The 3613-nt window shown below is 64.0% G+C and carries 6 protein-coding genes; 1 reads left to right on the top strand and 5 read right to left on the bottom strand.

Annotation, left to right across the window (positions count from 1 at the left end; genetic code table 11):
- Window positions 1–380, bottom strand: a 380-nt coding sequence (locus tag DH10_RS33935) for a DNA-3-methyladenine glycosylase (RefSeq protein WP_343221668.1), incomplete at its 3' end; no start/stop codon positions are given.
- 73 nt (window positions 381–453) lie between these two features.
- Window positions 454–840, bottom strand: coding sequence for a VanZ family protein (locus DH10_RS33930; RefSeq protein WP_192244634.1), 387 nt, complete (start codon window positions 838–840; stop codon window positions 454–456).
- Between the two features lie 103 nt (window positions 841–943).
- On the opposite strand from DH10_RS33930, the gene DH10_RS33925 reads away from it, so the two are divergent.
- Window positions 944–1111, top strand: coding sequence for a hypothetical protein (locus DH10_RS33925; RefSeq protein ID WP_192244632.1), 168 nt, complete (start codon window positions 944–946; stop codon window positions 1109–1111).
- A gap of 25 nt (window positions 1112–1136) precedes the next feature.
- On the opposite strand, the gene DH10_RS33920 is transcribed toward DH10_RS33925, so the two are convergent.
- From DH10_RS33920 to DH10_RS33910, 3 genes are all read right to left on the bottom strand, one after another.
- A complete protein-coding gene (locus DH10_RS33920) occupies window positions 1137–2285 on the bottom strand; it encodes an amidohydrolase (protein WP_192244630.1) in 1149 nt (382 codons plus the stop codon).
- Window positions 2286–2311: 26 nt separating this feature from the next.
- The gene (locus tag DH10_RS33915; RefSeq protein WP_192244627.1) at window positions 2312–2731 is read right to left on the bottom strand and encodes a hypothetical protein; all 420 of its coding nucleotides are present in this window, start codon (window positions 2729–2731) and stop codon (window positions 2312–2314) included.
- A 117-nt stretch (window positions 2732–2848) separates the two neighbouring features.
- Entirely contained in the window at window positions 2849–3574 is a 726-nt protein-coding gene (locus tag DH10_RS33910; RefSeq protein ID WP_192244625.1) for a hypothetical protein, read from the bottom strand.
- Between the last annotated feature and the right edge of the window lie 39 nt (window positions 3575–3613).

Below are 3613 nucleotides of genomic sequence, written 5' to 3'. Positions count from 1 at the left end.
GGACCGGAGCAAAGCAGCCTGCCGTCGTCGGTTCCTCGCCTGCCGCGCATGGCGGCGATGCCGGATTGCGGCTGGATCGCCCGGATCAGCACGGCGCTGCCCGGCAGGCACACTGCGTTCAGGCACCAGTGCAGGCCGTAGGAGCGGTAGACATAGGCGCTGCCGGGAGCGCCATACATCGGCGCGTTGCGCGGCGTGCGGCCGCGATAGCTGTGCGAAGCCGGATCGTCGGGGCGATAGGCCTCGGTCTCGACGATGACGCCGCCGATGCCGGCGAGACCGAGCCGCGCGCCGATCAGCTCGCGCGCGACCGCAAGGGCGTCGCGGGCGAAGAAATCGCGCGCCGTACCGGAGCCGGCGCTAGGCGGCACGAGCGCCACCGCATCGCCGAGACACCGAGCCTGTTCGATTGTTGCAGGCGCCTCGCCGCCAAAAGCCAATCATTGGAAGGCCCTAAACCTTCGAGCCTAGCGGGCGATCGCTGTTTTCCCGCTTGCGGCGCGCGACCACCGCGGTCGCGACTGCAAGGATAATCCGTCCGAGGGCGATGCCTATGAGGCCGGCCGCCGCTTTCAAGAGGGCATCCTGGAGCCGGGCATGCCGGCCGGGATCGAACGCCTGGAGCAGTTCCAATACGCCGGCCACGGCGCAGACAAACAGCATTGCTTGCGCCAGGCGGGCGCGGAATCCGAAGGCCAAGGCAAGGCCGAACAGAGCATAGGCGAGGGCGCGTTCCGTATTCGCGTCACCCAGGTGCGGCCGCAGTTGAATAGGTGAGAGCGTGGCGAACGTGATGGCCGCAAACAGCACGAGCGCGGCAAAACGGGAGATCAAGGTCATCCCCGCTCATACAAGCGCTGAGCCGGCATAACAATACAGGCGCGTTATGGCGCGCGCGCCGACGAAAGGGTGTCCGGCCGCCCCTGCGCACTAGATAGCAGGCATGGATACGCTCTTTGCCTTGCTGCTGTTCGTCGCGGTCATCGCGATCATCGTTCTCGCCGGCAGATGGAATACGTCGGATGCCGACCACTATATGGGTTTCGACAATCTCCGCAGGCCGCGCAAGAAGGGGGCTCCGAACAGCGGCAAGGATACGAGTGAGAAGTGAGGATCGCGCCCTTCCTTCGGGGGCCTCAGCCGAGCAGATTGCGCGCCGTGCGCATGAAGATCCGCGAGCCGATCGGAATCAGGTCGTCCGGAAAGTCGTAATCGGGGTTGTGGAGCGCCGGGTAGCGATCGCCGGCGCCGAGGAAGAACATCGCCGATTTGGCATTGTGGCCGAAGATGCCGAAGTCCTCCGAGGCGCGCATCGGCAGCGCCTCCTCGCCGCGCGAAACACCTTCCTCGTCCAGCGCCCGGTTCAGATGCTCCACTGCGTCCGGCGCGTTGACGCTGGCGACGAAAATCTCGTGGTAGTCGCAGCGCACGGAAAGACCATGCTCGGCCCCAATCTTCGCCGCCAGCGCCTCCGCTGCGGCGACCAGCTCCGCCATCCGCTCGTCGCGGCGGGTACGCAGCGTCGCCCACACCTCGGCGTAGCCGGGCGCGATGCCGAACACCGCTTCGCCCATCGAGCAATGGGTGACGGTCACCATGCCGAAATCGTCGTCGGCGAAGGCGCCGCGCCCGAGCGCCGGCAGTTGCGGCATCAGCTGGCTCACCGCCAGCATCGGCGACACGCCGGTTTCGGGCATGGAGGAATGCGCGGTCTTGCCCTCCAAGATGATCCGCATGCCGCGCGAGGCGCAGTTCACCACGCCGGCCTTGAGCCTTACCTCGCCGAACGGCACGCCCGGCAGATTGTGCAGCGAGAAGGCGAAATCAGGCTGGATCTCGAAAAAGCGCGGATCGGCGACGACGCCGGCCGCGCCATTGCCGGTCTCTTCCGCCGGCTGGAACATCAAAACGACGCGGCCGCGCGCCGGCCTCTGGCGCCCGAGCTGGCGGCCAAGCGCGGCCAGGATCGCCGTGTGCCCGTCATGGCCGCACATATGCGACTTGCCGGGCACTTGCGATGAATGCTCGACGCCGGAAAGCTCGTGGATCGGCAGTGCGTCGAGCTCCGAGCGGAACAGCACCGTCGGCCCAGCTTGCCCGCTGTCATAGACCGCCGCCACGCCATGGCCGCCCAGTCCGGTCAGCACCTTGTCCGGCCCCGTATCGGCGAGGAAATCGACGACCTCCTTGGCCGTCTTCTCCTCCTCGTTGGAGATTTCCGGCTGCCGGTGCAGCTTGCGGCGCCATGCCGTCAACTCGATGAGGTCTCGGTTGGTGAGGGTCATGGATGGGGCTCCGCTGGCGCTGTAAGTCACACGAACACGATAGGATTTTTCTCGCGCCGTGCCATGCGGATCATTTCCGTTAGTCCATCGGCGAATTCCCCAACCCATGCATCGGAGCTGGATTCGATGAACTTCAATTCGCGTTCGAGCTCACCGAAGCTCGACTCCTCGATCACGTCTCCGACACCGCTGTTTGAAAAAAGGACGATCCGTTCTAGGCTCAACCCTTCGCCGCGGTGGCTGGCAATCGTGTCGCGAAGCGCGGCGACGTGGAGGATATTTCCAACTCGCCACGAGCGCGCCGTAACACCGTCCCAGTCGAGATTCACGCCCTCGGGATGGATAACCCAACATTCGCCCGTTATCGGCTCCCGCTGAAAGCGATACCCGGGGAATTCCCGTTCCATCGCCGAGACACCTTTGAAAACCGCTACGTCGAGACCCATGTCGATCCTCCGAGGAAAGCAAAAGTCATCAAGCGGAGAAGCAAGTCAATGTCCGTCGGGTCTCGATTTGGGCGGAAAGCGGGCACCCGGAATTTCTGCTACCGCTTCTCAATCGGCTCAACCATCCAAGTCGGCCGCAACGCGCTGAAGCACTTTGCGCGGCTCATCGGCAATGACATCGCCGTGGCTGACGATGACCCGCTTGAGATCCGGTTCATCGGCCCATTTCCGGAACGCCGTCGCCAGCGCCTTTTTGTCTTTGACAAACATCCATCTGACGACGCGCGGTATCTGGGGTTGCGACACGCCAAACCCAAGCAGACGCGCCATTATGTGAGCGCCGATCCCATGAGGGTGCCGTACGTTTGCGAGAAGGTCGTTGATGACAAGCGTGATGCCACTCTCGCGGCGGATGAGAAGCGCAGCTTCCTTGCCTTCTATACCCGGCACGGTCTCCAGCTCGACGGAGGGATCGGCCCAGATGGCGCTCGTGGCATCGACTTTCACGGCTTTCTCCACTGCATCCCGCGCACCCGGCACACAGATGACCTTCGCCTCTGGATAGCGAGCCTTCCATGGCCTTATGTCGAGGCGGTGACCGGGACCGGGGACTATGAGGAAGCTGGGCGCGCCGAGCGCTTCGATTTCTCGCATCTGAGGCTCCGCCAACGGGATGGCGCTCCAGATCGCCGTTCGTTGACCGCTCAGTCCGACCACGGTCATTCGACGGGGAAAATAACCGAGCGGCATATGGATTTCGCCCGCGACAGTCAGCAGACCCTCGTCCAGCTTTTCCAGCTGGCCGTGCGGCCCAACCTTCCACTTGTCATTGAACCTTGGCATGCGACGCCCTCGGCTAGGGTCAGGACTCATTGATCCAGA

It is taken from the genome of Mesorhizobium silamurunense, from assembly GCF_014843825.1.
Lineage (GTDB): Bacteria > Pseudomonadota > Alphaproteobacteria > Rhizobiales > Rhizobiaceae > Mesorhizobium > Mesorhizobium silamurunense.
The sequence above is the reverse complement of the archived record's forward strand: the minus strand, read 5'-3'. Positions and strand labels throughout refer to the sequence as shown.